At 37.3% G+C, this 18,314-nt stretch carries 11 protein-coding genes and 1 pseudogene; 5 read left to right on the top strand and 7 right to left on the bottom strand.

What is annotated here, in order from left to right:
- Positions 1–65: 65 nt before the first annotated feature.
- The 3 genes from H6G57_RS28185 to H6G57_RS28175 are packed head-to-tail and all read right to left on the bottom strand — an operon-like array spanning position 66 to position 1,030.
- A complete protein-coding gene (locus tag H6G57_RS28185) occupies positions 66–362 on the bottom strand; it encodes an aldo/keto reductase (RefSeq protein WP_242049119.1) in 297 nt (98 codons plus the stop codon).
- A 33-nt stretch (positions 363–395) separates the two neighbouring features.
- Positions 396–731 (bottom strand): XisI protein, encoded by a 336-nt coding sequence (locus H6G57_RS28180; RefSeq protein WP_190525078.1) that lies wholly within the window; start codon positions 729–731, stop codon positions 396–398.
- The gene (locus H6G57_RS28175; RefSeq protein WP_190525077.1) at positions 719–1,030 is read right to left on the bottom strand and encodes an element excision factor XisH family protein; all 312 of its coding nucleotides are present in this window, start codon (positions 1,028–1,030) and stop codon (positions 719–721) included. The genes H6G57_RS28180 and H6G57_RS28175 overlap by 13 nt, the downstream gene beginning before the upstream one ends.
- A gap of 280 nt (positions 1,031–1,310) precedes the next feature.
- Between H6G57_RS28175 and H6G57_RS28170 the strand changes: the two genes are divergently transcribed.
- The 5 genes from H6G57_RS28170 (at position 1,311) to H6G57_RS28150 (ending at position 14,140) form a co-directional block, all read left to right on the top strand.
- On the top strand, positions 1,311–6,245 hold the full coding sequence (locus tag H6G57_RS28170) for a DUF2225 domain-containing protein (protein ID WP_190525075.1): 4,935 nt from the start codon (positions 1,311–1,313) through the stop codon (positions 6,243–6,245).
- 83 nt (positions 6,246–6,328) lie between these two features.
- Positions 6,329–7,438 carry a Uma2 family endonuclease gene (locus H6G57_RS28165; RefSeq protein ID WP_190525073.1) on the top strand — a complete coding sequence of 370 codons (1,110 nt, stop codon included), beginning with the start codon at positions 6,329–6,331 and terminating at the stop codon, positions 7,436–7,438.
- 138 nt (positions 7,439–7,576) lie between these two features.
- Positions 7,577–8,551 (top strand): tyrosine-type recombinase/integrase, encoded by a 975-nt coding sequence (locus H6G57_RS28160; RefSeq protein WP_190525071.1) that lies wholly within the window; start codon positions 7,577–7,579, stop codon positions 8,549–8,551.
- 97 nt (positions 8,552–8,648) lie between these two features.
- Positions 8,649–13,838, top strand: a complete 5,190-nt coding sequence (locus tag H6G57_RS28155) for an NACHT domain-containing protein (protein WP_190525069.1) — start codon at positions 8,649–8,651, stop codon at positions 13,836–13,838.
- Between the two features lie 146 nt (positions 13,839–13,984).
- The gene (locus H6G57_RS28150) at positions 13,985–14,140 is read left to right on the top strand and encodes a hypothetical protein (RefSeq protein WP_190525067.1); all 156 of its coding nucleotides are present in this window, start codon (positions 13,985–13,987) and stop codon (positions 14,138–14,140) included.
- On the opposite strand, the gene H6G57_RS28145 is transcribed toward H6G57_RS28150, so the two are convergent.
- From H6G57_RS28145 to H6G57_RS29295, 4 genes and pseudogenes are all read right to left on the bottom strand, one after another.
- Positions 14,121–15,905, bottom strand: a complete 1,785-nt coding sequence (locus H6G57_RS28145; protein ID WP_190525065.1) for a CHAT domain-containing protein — start codon at positions 15,903–15,905, stop codon at positions 14,121–14,123. The genes H6G57_RS28150 and H6G57_RS28145 overlap by 20 nt on opposite strands.
- A 113-nt stretch (positions 15,906–16,018) precedes the next feature.
- Entirely contained in the window at positions 16,019–16,930 is a 912-nt protein-coding gene (locus H6G57_RS28140; RefSeq protein WP_190525063.1) for a DUF1822 family protein, read from the bottom strand.
- A gap of 42 nt (positions 16,931–16,972) precedes the next feature.
- Entirely contained in the window at positions 16,973–17,614 is a 642-nt protein-coding gene (locus H6G57_RS28135; RefSeq protein WP_190525061.1) for a sigma-70 family RNA polymerase sigma factor, read from the bottom strand.
- 583 nt (positions 17,615–18,197) lie between these two features.
- Positions 18,198–18,314: pseudogene (locus H6G57_RS29295) on the bottom strand (IS630 family transposase); the annotation flags it as partial.

Below are 18,314 nucleotides of genomic sequence, written 5' to 3'. Positions count from 1 at the left end.
TAGTTAAATAACGGTTAACTAGCTATACAATTTGATAGTAAAGCCTCGGAAGTTCATCAAAAATTTTAAACCCATTTCAATTTTTTAGAATTAGTGGGAAATTTGACTCCTATCTGCGGAATGTGGGTCATAAATTGGGTTGCTGCTGCATTTTCCTCCAAATAGGTGCGACGCTTAGTGCCAGGAATCGGTACAATATCCTCTCCCTGTGCCAGTAACCAAGCTAAAGCCAGTTGGCTTGGAGTGATGTTTTTTTCTGTTGCGATCGCCTTAACCTGCTCCACTAATTGCAGATTTTTGTAGAAATTGTCTCCCTGGTTAGAGGGAGAATAGGGATGTTTAGTTGACCCAACTGATGTCAAGGCGATCGCTTTAAATTTATTACAAATGCCTAACTAACCGATGGCATAACGAGTAAATTGACGTTTGAATGGGGAATGAAAACCAATCACAATATCGGAAGTGGGTACACCCATCTCGACTAATCTTTCTGCAACGGAGTCTTCTGTCCCGTTGTATTGAATCCAAATTTTGCCGTCTTGAATATCAAAGTGCATCACCGGGCCAAAAACTCGGTGATCTTCTCGCCAACCGACATAAGCCAGTTGATAATGGTCATGTTCGCTATCAAAAATTAACTCGGCTTTCACTGTATCTGTTGTCATGGCAATGTCAGCGTGTTCAGTCAAAATTTGTTTAATTAATTGGCGATAACGTTCTACTTTATCCATTGCTTAATCTCCTCATAAACAATGCGTTCGGGTTCTTGCTCTTCAATGGCTTGACAATAATTAAGATATTGTCCTAAAGCCGTATGAAAGGCACTTATATCAGAATCTCCCATAAAACTTTTAATTTCTACAGCAATTTTTTCAGAATTTCGTTCCGCTGCGATCGCAATTTCTGCGCCTAAATCAATTTGTAATTTAACAGCTTCACTAATGCGAAGGGTTAAAGGATCATGAGTAATTTTCCATCCCTCTTTAATTAAAGCATTTCTAACTTGTTCATGGAAAATATCTTTAGCCATTTTAGACGTTAGTCTTCTCAACCCTATTGATTTCAGTATAACAGAACTTGACTTCGACTCAGATAGGTGCTTCGGGTAACATTTCTTTCTAAACAGACACTCCAGATAGAGTAAGACTACCTTCAGTAGTGTCAGTCAGTGAAGTTGTGACTATCGGTGAGTAGATCAAATACTATAAAATTGCATAAGCCCAGTTCGCTGAGAAATAAGTAGAAGTAGTAAAGACTAGGTTGGCGTTAGATTGACTTAACCGAAAATTCTGATCAAGCAGAGGTAAAAAATGAGGAATGAATCTACAAATTTAATAAAACAGTCCATTAAACTCAGTTTAACGTTTTGGGTTTATCTGGTACTCCTGTCAGAAGTTGGGACAGCAGAATCTAGCCATCAAAATGCACCTCAGTTGCAACCGTCAGAAATACTTTCTCAAATTGATCAAACCTCTACAGCAGTTCAAAAGCTTGTTAATGAAGCTGAAAAACTGACACAACAAAGAACAATTCCATCTCAGCTAGAAGCACTCAAAAAATGGTCAGAAGCACGATTAAAATGGCAACAATTAGGAGATAAATCTCAAGAAGCATTAACCTTACTTAAACTGGGTGAAATTTACAAAAATATAGGTGCAACCGCCCCCGCATTAGAACGCTACACCGAAGCTTTAAACCTATACCGACAACTTGGGAACCGCCTTCAAGAAGCATTGACTTTAAGTGAAATTGGAAATACCTATATTGCTAACTTAGAACAAGGGAAAGAAGAAGAACAGTTTAGTTTTGAACATGATCTTTTCATCGATTCTCGGCTATCACAATTCAGATTAACTCAACAGCATAGAGATTCTAAAAAACCTTTAGAGTTTTATCAACAATCTTTGAAAATTTACCAGGAAATGAATCACTTATCTGGAGAAGCCAGCCTTCTCAATGCAATGGCGAGAAGTCTCTATTTACATGAGGATGAAGAAGATCAACAAAAATTACTTGAAAAATCTTTAGCAATTTATCAACAAATCAGTGATCAAAAAGGACAAGCCTTAGTGTTAGATCATCTGAGTGAATTGCATCTTATTAACTACAGAAATGAGCAAGTCGGATGGGATTTATTTAATCAAGCTTTAGCTCTTTACCAGAAAAATAATGAGTCTTTGGATCATCAGGATTTAACTGTGCGCCAAGGCGAAGCAAAGCTGTTGAGTGTTGTGGCTGATTATTGGGGGTTAAACAATCAACAAAAAACCTTAGAATTCTACAATCAATCCTTAAAGATTTACCAACAAATAGGTGATAAACAGGGAGAAGCACTGACCTTAACCCGCATCGCTGATTACTATCGTAGCCTAGAAAATCGTGAAAAACAATTAGAATTTTATACTCAAGCATTAGGCATTTATCAGGAAATTGGTGATGCAGTTGGAGAAGCTAAGATTTTAGATCGGTTGGGGTTAATGTACTTCCGATTAGGAGAGGTAGACAAAGCTTTGGAATTCTACAAACAAGAATTAAAAACCCTTCAGAAAGTCAGTGAATTTTATACTCAACTTGGCGATGAACAACAAGCATTAATATTTGACTATCGCCAACCGATTATTTTATTTAACTTGGCAACTATTTATTCTAAATTAAAAGATGAAAGCCAAGAAAAAGAAGTTTATCATCAAGCTCGAAAAATTTATCAAAAATGGCAAGATGACCAAGGCGAAGCGAGTTTTCTGATTAAAATTGCTGAACGCTATGGAGACCAAGAAAACTCGGAAAAAATGCTAGAATATTTTAATCAGGCACTCATGGTTTATCGAGAAACGGGAAATCTGGAAGCGGAAGCTAATTTATTACGGGATAAAATTTCGTTGATTTATTCTGCGAGATTAGGAGATTCTGAAAAAGGATTAAATAGCCTTAATCAAGCTTTAGAAATTTATCAAACAATTGGAAATCAGGAGAAAACGGCACAAACACTTGCTCAACTGGGAAATTTTTATCTAAAATCAGAAAACCCAGAAAAAGCAGTAGAATTTTATATTAAAGCTGTTCTTATTTATCAACAAATGAATCATTTCAGCGACCAAGCCTATACATTGAGACTTGTTGGTAAACTCTACTATGAATTAGGGAAAAAACAGCAAGCATTAGAAGCATTTCAGCAAGCTGGAAACGTTGTTCAAGAAAAAGGTGATATTGAACAAGTTGTAAAAATCCTCATGCAAATTGCTTCCGATTATCAAGAATTGGGAGATCAAAAAATAGCAATCGAATTCTACAATCAAGTTATTCCAATTCTTCAAAAATCAGGAGACTATCAAAAAGAAGCCTCAATTTTGAGAACAATCGGTCAGCTTTATTATGAATTAGAAAACCCAGACAAATCCCTAGAAACTTTTAACCAAGCACGCAATGTTTATCAACAAAAAGGAGATAAATCAGGGGAAGCATGGACAATTTATGAAATCGGTAAAACTTACACAATATTAGGAGAGTTTCAAAGAGCATTAGATTTCTATCAGCAAGCTTTAGCAATTTACGAGGAAGAAGCAGATGCAAACTTCCGAGAAGAACGAACCCTTGATATGTTGCTCAGAATCAGTCGAATTTATGCTTATATGGGAAACTCAGAAACCGCTATAGAATACTGTAAAAAATCCCTAACCAATGCTCAAAACTTCCCCCCATCAAAACTTGTTAGACGCTCAGAAATGTTTCGAGAAATTGGTCAACTTTGTTATCAAATTGGCGACCCCGAAAAAGCCTTAGACTCTTTTAATCAATACGGGACTATCTATCAAAGATTAGGGTCGGATAGAGAAGTTGTTGGTCTGATTCGGATTGGTGAAGATTATGCTAAACTAGGAGACTCAAAACAAGCAATAGAGTTTTTCAATCGAGCGAGAAGAATTTACCAAAAAAGCGGTTTTTCGGAAGGAGAAACAGATACTTTAATCTCGATTGCTAGAATTTATTATTATAGCACAAACTATCAACAAGCTTTAGACTATTTTAATCAAGGCTTGAGAGTTGCTCAAACCATTAATAATCAAAGTCAAGAAGCTTCGATTCTGACACAAATTGGGGATACCTACTCCCAACTCAAAGATGAGGAAAAAGCTTTAGAATTTTATAATCGAGCTAAGAAAATGTATCAAGAGTTGGGGAATTATCGACAACAAAGTAATATTCTCAATAAAATCGGTGAAGTTTATCAGCAACGTGGCAATTTAAAAAAAGCGTTAGAAATTTACCAGCAAGCACTCAAAATTTCAAAAGAAAATGACGCTAGTTCCGCTTCAGATTCCCTCTGGATTTCTATAAATATTGCACGGATATACTCGAAATTAGGAGAATTCGACAAAGCATTGAAATTTTTACAACAAGCTATAGATTCTAATCAAAAACCGAATTCTTCTCTTTATCAAGAAATGGGAAAAGTTTATTTTAAGTTAGGAGAACTTGAAAAGGCTTTGCAGTTCTTCAATAAATCTCTAAACTTGCAAAGGGATAACTATCCTGAACTTCAAGCCGAAAATCGATTAGGTATTGCTGTCGTTGAACAACAAAGAGGTAATCTTGAGGAGGCTTTAACTCAGATTAAAATCGCAATTTCTTTAATTGAAGAAATACGAAACCGTAAATTTTCATCAGAAGAACGTCTGGCTTTTTTTGCATCCAAACAAGACTATTATGAGTTCTATATCGACTTATTAATGAAACTGCATCAACAAAACCCCTCAAAAGGATATGATGCTGAAGCACTCAATATTAGTGAACGTTCTAAAGCCAGAAGTCTCCTTGAACTTCTCGCCGAAGCTAATACCGATATTCGTAAAGGTGTTGAGCCACAATTGGTCATTCAAGAACGAAGTTTACAGCAACAATTAAATGCTGTTGAACAACGACGAGTGGAAGTTTATCATAGTGAAAATAACACCGAAGAAGAAAAGACGGCTCTCGAACAAGAACGACAATATCTTCTGCGTAAATATGAAGAAGTTCAAACCAAAATCCGCGAAACCAGTCCCAGTTATGCGGCACTGACTCAACCTCAACCCCTGACATTAGAACAAATTCAGCAACAAATTCTGGATGAGGATACGCTACTTTTACAATATAGTTTAGGCGAGAAACGCAGTTTTCTTTGGGCTGTGACGAAAGACAGTATGACTAGCTATGAACTCCCGCCAAAAGCATTAATTGAACAAGCCGCACGGCTATTTTTTACTGGGGTTGTTAACCAACGTTCTATTTCTGAGGATATCTCCACAGCCTCCGAATCTCTTTCTCAGATGATTTTAGCTCCCGTTGCTTCTCAACTGAAGAATAAACGTTTAGCAATTGTTAGTGATGGAATTTTACATTATCTTCCCTGGAATGCTCTTGCTTTGCCCATTAATTCATCAGAAAAACCCGATTATTTTCCCTTAGTTCTTAATCACGAAATTGTCAATCTTCCTTCAGCATCAACTTTAAGTATTCTCCGTCAAGATGCTGAAAAACGAGAACCTGCACCCAAAACTATTGCAATTCTTGCTGATCCGGTTTTCAGTTCCGATGATAGCCGATTACAAACCCCAACTTCCACCCGAAGCGAAACTTGGGAACAGTATAATCTTAGTCGTTCTGCCCGACAATTGGATATTGGGGTTTGGCAACGACTTCCGGGGACTCGCACTGAAGCGGAAGCCATTCTCGCCCTTGTACCCGAATCTGAGACTATTTCTACCTTTGATTTTGCCACAAATCGAGCGATCGCTACTGCTCCTCAACTGAATCAATACAAAGTGATTCACTTTGCAACTCATGGATTATTGAATAGTGTTAATCCTGAACTTTCTGGGATTGTTTTATCAATGATTGATCAACAAGGAAATCCTATCAATGGGTTTTTACGTCTCCATGATATTTTTAACCTGAATTTGTCGGCGGATTTAGTGGTTTTGAGTGCTTGTCAAACGGGACTTGGAAAACAAGTTCGCGGAGAAGGTTTGGTGGGATTAACAAGGGGATTTATGTATGCGGGTACACCCAGAGTCTTGGTGAGTTTATGGAATGTTGATGATGCAGCGACGGCTGAATTGATGACGAGATTTTATCGTTTGTTATTAAAAGAAAAGTTATCACCCACACAAGCACTCAGAAGGGCGCAGTTAGAAATGCAAACAGACACAGAATGGAAATCACCCTACTATTGGGCTGCGTTTACTTTGCAGGGGGAATGGCGTTAAATATGAATTTAATATTCTAAACTCTTTAAAAGTAAGGCTAGAACATCAGTACAAAAAATACTGGTATTTAAGGAGATGTGGCAATGACATCAAACCTGTTCAATGAATTTATCGACTCAGGCCCAGAAGCCAAACTAGAATTGATTGAATCCCAGCTAATTGTCGGTAATACTCTAGTTGGTAGCCGTTTGCTACTCCAACAAATTCTCACCGGATGGGGAGCGCGTGCCGCCATCGCCCTAGCCCCCATCAAACAATGGTTAGAAGCTCTCCGTCTTACCTATAATGCGCCGATTCCACCCGGATTAGACATTACAGAAACCATCGCCACCACCTTACAAACCTGGGCGGCTAGTTTCCCCTACCAACCCGAAGACCTGCTACCCGGTTCCAGAGGAGAAGAAAAGCACCACAATCCCATCCGCAGTTATATTAGCCACTCCTTCTGGGAAATCGCAGAAAAACTAGGAGGACAATCGTTCAGTCGTGATTTTGTCATGCGCCTGGGCAACAATGGCTTCACCCCAGACATCCTCTTATTTTTAGGGCAACCGCGCAACACACTTAGAGAATACTACCTCGAAGGGCCAGCCGAAATGGTACTCGAAGTGCTACGACCCGGACATGAATACGCAGACCGCATCATCAAACGAGACTATTACGCCGCAGGTGGAGTGCCAGAGTACATCATTTCTTTTGAACAGTATATTTCTTGGTGTCCAGAAGCCAAGTTTGAGTTTGGGGATGGGAAACCTCAAATTGGCAGTAAAGAAGGCATTCGCAACTTAATTGGAATGTTACTGATGACATGCGGTTTAGCAGATGCTTTAAAGGTTTTGTCGCCCGTTGAGTGGGTAACCGCGTTATTAGAAGCAGAAACTCTGAGATTCCAAGATGCCCAACGGAAAGCAGCTTGGTGGGATTTAGCTCGTCAAGCTGCTACCCTATTGCGTTCTAAATATGGGGTAACTCGCTTGGGAGTCATTGGAGATTTGGTCAAACCTGAACCCTTAAATTTTTGGTCTGAAATTACGTTGGTTGTTTGGGATTTACCAGACAGGAAAGGTTACGAGATTTACCAGGATTTGTCTAATTTGAGCCAGGAACCTGAAATTAACTTAATTGAGGCAGATAGTCAGTATGCTACGCTGGCTCAACAGCAGGCAATTTCTCAATTTCTGGTTGAGATTTAGTTCCCATCGATTTCTTGTTGAAGTGTTTGACCAAAAATTTGGGATAAAATCAAACCTAAATCCTATTTTTATCTTCCTCAAGTCTCTCTAAATCACACTCCGCACCCCACACTCCGAACTCCGCACTCTATAATCCCTATGAACACCCTCCCGTCTCATTCTGCTGTTGAAATTGTTCCGGCTTCTGTTGCTGGGACATTAGCTGAACGTAATGTGATGGAGGATTTATTAGCCACGAAGCGTTCGGAGAATACTCGGAAAGCTTATAATCGAGATTTGAAGGATTTCTTTTGGGCAGTAGCTCATCAAGAACCAACCGCCCAGTTAGTGATTGAGTTTTTACAGCTATCCAAGGAACAAGCTTTAAGTTTGGTATTAGGTTATAAGCAGCAATTATTGTCAAGGAAGTTATCAGAAGCCACAATAAATCGACGTTTAGCTGCGATTAAAGCGTTGGTTACATTCGCTTATCGGATTGGACAATGTGCTTGGACATTAGCAGAATTGAAGGGGGAGAAAGTTAAGACTTATCGGGATACCACAGGAATTCCCCCGGTGGCGTTTAAGAGGATGTTGCAAGTTCCCAATCGTCGTACAGTTAAGGGAAAGCGAGATTATGCGTTATTAAGGTTGTTATGGGATAATGTCTTGCGGCGGGAAGAGGTATGTCAAGCTAATCTTGAGGATTTGGATTTGGAGGGGAAAACACTCAAGATTTTGGGGAAAGGGAAGGGAACGCAGAAGGAAACGGTGACGTTATCAAAGCCAACGGTGGAAGCGCTTCAAGATTGGTTGGTGGCCAGACGAGAATTAAAACGCTCTAAACCATTGTTTATTGCCTTGGATAGAGCGAGTTATGGACATCGGCTGACGGGGACGGGGGTTTATAAGATTGTTAGTCAAATTGCAAGAGACGCAGGGATTAATAAACCGTTATCGCCTCACCGGATTCGTCATTCGGGGATAACGGCGGCATTGGAAGCAACCAATGGGGATGTGCGAAAGGTGCAGAAATTGAGTCGCCATTCGGATTTGAATACGTTGATGATTTATGACGATAATCGTAAAAATCAGCAGGGGGAAGTGACGGATTTGTTGGCTGATTTGGTTTGATAGGATAAAGCCACTGAATACTTACGAACGCAATAGTTTACCTACCTTGGATGGCAACCATACTGTTATGCAAAAATACTGAATATAAAAATAGATTATGAATAATATAACTGTTCTTAACTTTAAAGATGGAAACTTTAATAAAGGTTTTACTGTTACCCTTCTATTTGGGGATAAAACCGACAGTGAAATCTCGGCATTTTTACCGAGATCATTACAAATGTTTCAGTCTTTTCAGGAATGGTGGGAATCCAGTGATCGCAAACGGAGTAGTCGTCTCACTGAGAAGCCAGGAGCCAAAACATCAACTGAAAAAAAACAGGAAGATGAACAGAAAAAACAGGAAATTAGAGCAAAAGCAACAAATTTACAAGATAGCTTAAATCGATGGCTAAACTCAGAATCCTTTCATCCGATTCACCAAAAATTGACAGAAATATTGCACGCTAATACTGAAGTTCAGTTATTTATACAAACAGACAATCAGCAATTACAGCAACTCCCTTGGCATAGCTGGAATATTTTAAATTCATACCCTAAAATAGAAGTCAGTTTAAGTTTTCCAACTCCTTATCCTTCGAGAAAAAGAAGTTGGTTAAATCTGAGACATAAAATTAGAATTTTGGCAATTTTGGGTGATCGTAGTCGAATTGATATTTCACCAGATTGGCAAGCTTTAAAAGCTTTACCACCCGAACAAGCAGAAATTGTATTTTTAGGGTTAGATGAAAATAAACCCAACCAATCCACCCTAACTCGTCAAGAAATCTATGAAAAACTTTGGGATGAAAAAGGCTGGGATATTCTATTTTTTGCAGGTCACAGTAATACTGATTGGAATCAAGATGGACGAATTGATATTAACTCTGAAGATAGCTTAACAATTCCTGAGTTAAGGTCAGCTTTACGGTCTGCTATTGCTTTAGGTTTAAGACTTGCTATATTCAACTCCTGTGACGGTTTAGGTTTAGCTCAAGGACTCGCAGACCTACAAATTCCTCAGGTTATTGTGATGCGAAAGCCAATTCCCGATCCAGTAGCACACAAATTTTTAGAAAATTTTCTAGTTCATTTTGCTCACAATCAAGAATCCCTCTATACTTCTGTTAAGTTGGCAAGAAAAAGTTTAGAAGATTTAGAAAATGATTATCCCTATGCCAGTTGGCTACCAATTATCTGCCAAAATCCTATTGATCCTTGTCTAAATTGGCAAGACTTATTAAACAATTTGAATGTCACTCCAACTTGGGAAAGTTGCTGCTGTACAATGTTAGTTTTAGATGCGCTGAAACGACTAAAAGTTAATATGTTTGTTCAAGGAACTTTACCTCTCCCTGCAAATGTAGAAGTTGAAACGGACGCTAAGAGCGAATCAAAAAATCGCAGTTATAAAGGATGGGAAGTAGAAGATATTTATATTGAACCTACTTTGGGATTGTTTGAACAACTTAAAACTGATGAAAATCAGCAAAAATATTCGCTTTCAGAATATATAATTACCCAAAAACTTCAATATTTTCATTTTTTAAAGCAAGTGATCAAACAAGGAAAAACCCCTAAAAGTAAAGGTTCTAAAATTGCGATTATTGGAGAACCTGGAGTTGGAAAAACTTTACTCTTACAACGAATTGCAAACTCAATCACCTGGGATCTTCAGCTAAACTCATCTTTAGTAATCTGGATTTCTTTAGCCGACTTAAATGCAAAACAAAATTTGGAAAAATATCTCAAAAAAACTTGGCTAGAACGAGTTAAAGATCTTACAAAAAGTTCTGATGAGATAACGGCTGAAAACTTAGAACACCTATTTCGAGAAAAAAGAGTTTGGCTTTTATTAGATGGAGCCGATGAAACTCCAGCTTATTCAGGAAACTCTTTAGGGGAAATTTATCAACAAATTTTAAATTCTTCTTGGATTTCACAAGCTAGGATTATACTCACTTGTCGTTTCAATATTTGGGCAGCCAATAAAACATCCCTACAAAATTTTGATATTTATCGCCATCTTGAATTAAGCTATGATCAACCTTACGATCAGGTTAAATCTTTTATTTTACGTTGGTTCGCAAGCCAAAAAGAAAAAGGTTTTGCCTTACGTTTTGCTTTAGATGAACCCGGATTCAATCGAATTAAAGACCTCGCTCAAAATCCTTTACAGCTTTCGTTACTCTGCTTAGTTTGGGAGCAAAAGGGAATTCTACCAGAAACAAAATCAGAACTTTATAGCCAATTTGTTGAAGCTATCTATCAATGGAAATATCAATCTTTTCCCCTGACATCGAGTAAAATTCAGTTGTTAAATAGAAAATTGGCTAAACTGGCTCAACAAACTTTTGATAAAACAATTCCTTTCTTATCTCGACCTTGGATTGAAATTGTTAACCGAAGATCACCGGAAAAAAATAAAAGACTTTTTAAAATGTTGGAAAAAATGGGTTGGAACCAGTCTGTTTCTCCCTTTCGTATTTCCCATTTGATGGCTTGGTCAACCCTTGCTGGAGATTTACCGCTTGCTTTGAAGTTGGGATGGCTGAACCCAGTTGGATCTAATGAATTCAGTTCTCAGGAACCTGTTTATGCGTTCTCCCATCCGACTTTTCATGAATACTTTGCAGCCCAAGCAATTTCTAACAAAGATTGGAAATATTTTTTAAATCATGATCACGTTTTAAACCTTGATCCTGCCTATGGAATTTACCGTATATTTGAACCTCAATGGCAAGAAGTTATATTATTATGGTTAGGGCGTAAAGATGTTCCTGATTGGATTAAGGAAAATTTTTTAGAAGCCTTATTAAGTTTTGAGGATCGATGTGATAATTTTTATCAGCTAAAAGCTAGATTTATTGCTGTGGTTAGTTTAGCAGAATTCAAACAATGTAATGAAAAACTTGCCAAAGCTATCTTAAAAAAAGTCATTCCCATTAGTTTAATTGATTATAACCCGGATCAAGATTGTTGGGTTGTCTATAAACGGCCGATTGGAGACAGAGCTTATGAGGCTTTATTAAAAACAGATGGAAAAACAGCTAAAGAATTTTTGCTAGAGCTAAGTCAGAAAGTGCCTCCTGATTATATTTGGACGTTATTCAATATAGCTTATGCACTTCAAACCCTTGGGATTGAAAAACAAACTAGCATTAATATTTACTTAAAATTAATCCAAACTGATCCCCAAATTCGATATTATGCCTTTGAGCAGCTATGGTCTATCGCTAAAGGGAATCAAGATGCAATTGAATATTTAAAAGAATTAATTAATAATAAAAATACATCAAATTACATTCGGGATCAAGAAGCTTTAACACTAGCTATTATCGCCGAAAAAGAACATGATTTATTAACAGGATTTGATAAGTTAGTGGAAAATCTCTATCATGTCTATGATTATTCTAATTATTATGATGTGGAAATTTATAAAATTTTTGAAGCTCATTTAGGCTCAGTGAGTATTTCCAAAGTAGTAGATAAACTCAAAGTCTTATTGAATACAACTCAAGATCAACATCAATATATTCGGTTATGTGCAGCTATTAATTTATTTAAAGTTAATCCTAAACTCCCTGAAGCGATTACAACATTAACGGATTTAATTCAACTTAATCATCCTTTAATTAATTATTTTTATGCAGATGATATTGGTCAAAAAGCGATTAAAGTTTTAGAATATTTCGGTCAAGATAACCCTCAGCTTTTTAAGAAAATTAGTGAATGTATCGCAACCACTAAAAATGGTGAAACTATGCGGAGGTTACTTGATTTAATCCTCAAAATTGCTACAGATTCAGATCATCCAGATTTAATTCAAGTGTTAAGCGATCGCATCGATAAAATTACCATTGATTTAGAGGATATTGAGCAAACCACTTTATTCGATAAGGACTTGTTATGTTGGTCGGATGGGTTATGGAAAATCAATTTTGCTGAAGCTTTAGGTCAAGTTTCCCCCCAACATCCTAAAGCGGTACAAACTTTGCTTGAATTAATTTTAACCCCATTTACTCAACCCACTTTTGAATCACAGCGATTTCGCTTATATGCGGCTCACAGTCTAGGAAAAATATGTCCTAATCATCCAATGGCTTTGCAAACTTTAATCGACATTATGAATATCGGATTAGCGTATATCTTTAATGAATTAAATTGCCTAAAAATAAACCATAAAAATTACAGTTATTATTTCTCAGATCATAAAATTGAAGATTTACAATTTCAACATTGGTTAACTGCTTTTTCTATGGAAAAAATAGGTGAGATAGCCGATCAAAATTCCAATCTATTACCCATCTTAACTCCATTACTGAAAAGTCCTGATGAAGTATTTCGCTTGAAAACTGCTAAAACTATATTGTCAATCGATCCTGGGAATATAACAGCATTAGATACGTTAATAAATCTTCACTATACAATTGAGAAGGATTATTATAGTACGGATGCTAGCGATTATTTTCTCTCCTTGGCTAAACGAATTTCAGAAATCCAAGATCCGATCAAAAGAAAATATTTAAAAGACACTCTAATTGAATTTATGCAAACTAATCCGAATCCTCAACAACGAATTTGGGCTGCGAAAACATTAGGAGAAGTGATGCCTGGTCTACCTCAAACCGTAGAAGTTTTAATTGATTTAATCAAATATCATAGTGATCAGGATATCCGTCAAATTATAAAAATCTTTAAGTCAACACTGAAAGGAACACAATTTGAAAGAGTTATTTTTACTGTATTTTATCCTAGTGTTGTAGAAATTTATAGTGAATCTTCTTATAAATTTGAACAACTTTCTGATTTGCTCTGGTACTGTGCAGATCATGTAAGTTATCCTAAATTTTATCGAGCTTGGCACAGAAAACCTGCTTTATATTACTTAGAACCAAAACTTATTGTGGCAGTTTCTCTGGTTTCCTTAATTAAAGTTTGTGTTTTTCTATACTTGCGCTTAAAATGGCGCTTAAAATTTCCTAAAAATTTAGTTTTGGATGGCTTCAGAATTATAGTGGCTGTCCTCAAGGTGATTTTTTATATCATTCGCTTGCCTATATTTCTTGCCTATATTCCTGTGCGGATTCTTTCGGATATAATCTCTCCTTTATTGTCTCGTCTCCTCAAACGAGAAATTGATTTATTATCAACTTTTCTGGCTTTAATCGGTCAAATTATGGGGTTTTGTTTAGGGATTCTCATGATTATTTTTAATTTGAGCTTATCCTTGCTAATTATTGTTTTGATCTTAGGAATACCTATCTACCTGATTATTTTACTATTTTCTTTGATCACAAAAGGTTAGTTTTAAACCATTGGCTTTAAGTTGATCTATATGTCAACTTTGTTGTGCATAATTTCTTCAACTCAATCGGATTAACAAATATAAGAATTATCCAAATGCAGTAGGCCTACTCGCTTTTCCTCACTCAGATTAGGAGATCCGAGTTTATGCAATGGAAACCTGTAACCGTCTTGTTGCTGACATCCATCTTGTTCATGCAGCATTCTTTGGCGATCGCTCAAACCTCTTCTCAAAAGAATAACGCCTCTCAAACCTCCCAATGTAAAGATACAGACGGTCGAATTATTCCATGCCCTCACTAAGGAGAGGTTGGTTAGTTTCTAACCGTTTTTGAGCTAACCCAACCCAGGAGTCATCATCAGGGAGATCCGGTTGAGCTAAGTTTAAACAGCTTTTCCAAAACGGCAAAGCTCCTAACCTGTCTCCCCGTTCATCTTTAACCTGGGCTATCAAACAATAGGCGGCAGCGCGCTGAGGGTTCAGTTTCTTAGCGGTTTCTAAAATGTTTAAAGCTTCACTATCGCGCCCCTGTTTCCACCGCGCCCAACCTAGATTTTTTAACAAGGAATAACGCACCTGTTGATCCTCATCGTCAACCCATTTAAGTCCTAACTGACTTAAATGAGCACTTTGATTATAATCATAGTCTTTAACTATCATCAATCGAGCTAAATCACTATAGGCAGCAGGCAAACCTTCCTGGGCAGCAAATTGAAAGTGTTTTCGAGCACATTCTAGGTCTTGAACCGACTCACAAAGCTTTCCTAAAGTATAACAGGTGGCGCGATTATTAGGCTCTAAAATTAAAGCGAATTTGAGCGTCATTTGTACTAAGGATAATTGACCAGATTGATAAAAATCCCACCATTGATTATGTAAGGTTTTAGCAAGTGGCGGTCTAACCATAAACCAACTAAACCCTCCTAAAGTTAATAAAAGTAAAGCGACTTTTGCCTGTTTTGAAAAAGAAAATTGCTTTTGAAGGGGATATTGGAAAAGTTCAGGAAAATAGGCGGGATGCTGATAAATGACAGGCAACCAACTTGCACAGGGAAACTTGTCTTCAAACTCATCCTGTAACCGTTGCCGTGCTTCTCGAACTGCACAATATAAGGATTCTCCTTTGGTCATTGCCAGGAGGAAATACTTCAAAAAAGCTTGGGCAACTAAATCTGGCACTAATTCCCGCATAACAATCATTTGGGGAATATTCAAATCGTCGAGTTTTTCAGCTAATCCCAAGCCATCACAGGAATTAAAAATCGCTAGTTTTAATCCTCGTTGAACAGCTTTTTTTAAGCCATACCATAACTCTTCAATTGGGATACTGTCTTGCGGATTAATATAAATTCGTCCGGTTTCTCCTTCGGTTCCACTATGTCCGGCAAAAAAGATAATATCCCAAGCTTGTCCCCACAGTTGATCATTTATTTCATGTTTTTTCGGTTCGGCTAAAAATGTAACTTCTGTCTGGGGTAAACTTTGCAAAAGTTTTAAATCAGCTTCTATATTAATTCCGTCTTGATGACCTAAAATGGCTAAAATCTTCAATCGAGAGCCAGGGCGAAATATTTGATTTCCAGCCAGGGGTTCTAATTCTAAGGGACTAATCGCTAATTCAGCATTGGAATAACTTTCAAAAAAATCCCACAAATGTAAGGGTAGTTTTTTTAACGTCAGATCTGAAGTGCGAATTAATACCCGAATTTCTTCATTTCGTTGACATTCTTCTCGAAGTCGTTGATCTAAGGGACGAAATGTGTCACAATCAAGCCAAGTTTTGAGATGCGATCGCAATTCATCCGCAGAAGTTTTACAAGCTTTAATTCGTTGATGAATTGAACCTTGGAGAATAATACTTTGGGGTTTAATTCTAGCCGGGGAACCTAAACTGCGATATTTTTCATTCCAATGGTTTTGTAACTGTTGGAATAATTCAGAATTGGGGGGAAGATAACCTTGTTTTTCTAAAACGAGATGACCCGTATTTTCCCTGATTTCCAGGGTAACTTCAAAACCCTGAATATCCCAATCTCCCTTCAACTTGAAAATAGCAATTTTAGCCATAATAGCGATAACACTCTATTACTAAATCCATGGCTCGATTCCAAACCCTTAAATCACGATAACTTTTAACTTCCTCCATCTACCTAAACCTTAAAACCCGAAACCCATTTCTATTAAACCACAAAATCTTGGATAATACTCACCTCTCCTAAAACAATCTTAACACTAAATGCTTCTCCTTGTTCTCCTCTAAAATTAAATTGTAAGTTTTCGCTTCCTCTGGCTTCAGATTGCATAACGGTTTTTCCTGTTTCATCGAGAACCATCATTTGTAAATCTTGAGGTAAATTGAGTTGTTCAAAGGAAGATAATTGAACAGAAATATCAATTTCTGATGAAGTTACGGGATTTAATTTAATAAATAAAGCAACTTCTTCCCCATTGCGTTCTAAATTGAATAATTTACCACGTTTTATCCCAGGAGAAGAGGATAAATGAGTTAAATGACTTCTGAAGTTAAAAGCGGGTTTTTGTGGGATAGACTCTAACATCGATTCTATCATTTCTACCCCTTCCCAACTCGCAGTAAAGATACCTTTTAACCACTGGGTTAAAATTGGTTTTTCCTTAAAAGTCTCTAAATAATTAATCCATTCTAAAAGCGATCGCAATTCTTCTATTTTCAACTCTCCAGAGGAAACAGAAGGTACAAATCCTAATAAATTCCCTTGTCGAAAATCATCGCTGAGTTGCACAACAATATATCCGATTCTATCGGCTAAGGCTTCTACAGGAACTTTAACACGGTTATTTCCGGGTAATAGGGGTAAACATTCTATTTTTCCGATGTTTTTTAGAGTTAAATCGGCAGAATTAGATAAAAGTTTAACAATCGGATTCCAACTGTCATCGGAATCTAAATCAGTTTCGATTCCTAGCCATTGACAGTAATAATCTACCGCTAAAACCGCTAAGGTTTGAGAATATACTTGGTCAGCTTTTTGAGGGTTGGGTTGCTGATTTTTAAAGCGTTGAGCAAGATCACGGTCTTTAAGAGTTAAGGGAATTGTTAAGGGAGAATTCATAAGTTATAATTTTAGGGTGAATAGGGTTGAACGATTAAGGGATTAGTTTTCTACATTCTGTTTAATTTCAACAGCAAACTTTTGAATAGCTCGTTTGTAAAAACTAGATAGGGTTGGTATTTTTAACCCTAATTCTTCAGAAATATCTTCCCAGCTTTGTCCGGCTAATCGTCGTTTAACGAGAGTTTTAAAATTAGCGGATGGATGACCCCGAACACAGTGATTTTTAAATTGTTGTTGAGGATCTGATTCAATATATTCTAAAACTAATTCAGATAAACATTGTTCAGATTCTACGGGTGTTAAGTTAAGTTGATTTTCCTCAAGGTGTTGTACAATTCGTTGATTTTCTCCGAACACTTCTCGAATAGCTTGATTGATCCAACGGGTTTCTAATAAAAAGTTAACCCATCGAATCACAGGTGCTCTGGTGGAATCATATTTATCAATATGGGTACAAACATCAAGCCAAAGTCGTTGTAATGCGATCGCATAGATTTCTTCATAAATCCCTGGTAAAAATTCCCCACGACGGGGACGAGACAACCGACCAGATGCTTGAATTTCTATTAATAAACGGGTTAAAGTTTGCTTTCGTTGGGGACTCGAAACCGGATAGGTTTGAGCTTCCAATGCTAGGCTTTTTAACCGTTCATCTTCCTCATTCCTCTGCTGGAAGTTCATGTTCGGGTACTAACTTCTGATTCGCTTTCATTCTATCTATGGCGTTTCGGGGTTCAGTTTTATGCAAAATTGGAAAATTTGTTGTCAGTTGGCGGTTGTCTGTTAACAGTCAACAGTCAACACCCCAGATATGAATTTTTATAACAAATTTCACTAAAAAGCGTAAAACGAGCGATCGCCCTTCTGATAGTCAGTTTGAAACCCTAGATTCTCAAGTGAGGTGAAAACCCTGCATAATTTCCTAAACTACACCCGATTATAAACAGCAACTCCGTGGAACAGGCATCTTGCCTGTTGTTCATTAGGATGTCAGGAACAGGACTGACACCAATCGATAATTTTCATCCAGAACAAGGTCTGATAGCTGTCATCCTGAACGAAGTGAAGGATCTCTGTGGGGTCTGGAGGGATAGTAAAAATTCTTCCCTACGCTGGCTCTCAAACGAAGTGAAGGGTTCACATTGACAGATATTCCTGCAACACCTGAAACCCTAATGAACAGGCAAGATGCCTGTTCCACAGACCCATCAAGGAGGAATTTATGTCTTGTCCGCGCGATCGCTAAGCTGCTACGCAGCTTGATTTAATAAACAGCATTGCCCTTATTTTTAATTTTACGAGACCAATTAATGATTAGCTCTCCTTCATTTAATAATTTATGTAACAACTCTTCTAACTGCTCAACTGATTCAAATAGTCG

Source organism: Planktothrix sp. FACHB-1365 (genome assembly GCF_014697575.1).
In the GTDB taxonomy this organism is placed as follows: Bacteria; Cyanobacteriota; Cyanobacteriia; order Cyanobacteriales; family Microcoleaceae; genus Planktothrix.
This window is presented reverse-complemented; position numbering and strand designations above follow the sequence as displayed.